A 274-nucleotide genomic window follows, 5' to 3' on the forward strand; every position below is an offset into this window, starting at 1 on the left:
TCCTGGTTCTGTTTTTTCTTTTGAAAAAATTTCATTATCTTCTCCTTCAATTATAAAAAGGTAGCCCGCATAGGACTACCTGACTTATAAATCATCAATGGCTACTGAAATAGCCTGCAACTTTTTATTTTGGATTTTCTTTTCATCAATCAATTGATGAAGTTCTTCAATTTGCTTTTGACAGGCTGAAATATCCTTGTTGTTGTGTGCAATAGTGTCTGCCAAGTGTTGTTTATAGTCGCTTGTGATATTTACTTTCTTCGGCTGGCTTTGT

General features: G+C 34.3%; 1 protein-coding gene. It reads right to left on the reverse strand.

Annotation, left to right across the window (positions count from 1 at the left end):
• Positions 1-84: 84 nt before the first annotated feature.
• Positions 85-274: DUF5945 family protein (locus C1G53_RS12800; RefSeq protein ID WP_238139158.1), on the reverse strand; the 190-nt coding region annotated here is incomplete at its 5' end.

Source organism: Streptococcus suis (assembly GCF_002960445.1).
Taxonomy (GTDB): domain Bacteria; phylum Bacillota; class Bacilli; order Lactobacillales; family Streptococcaceae; genus Streptococcus; species Streptococcus hyiners.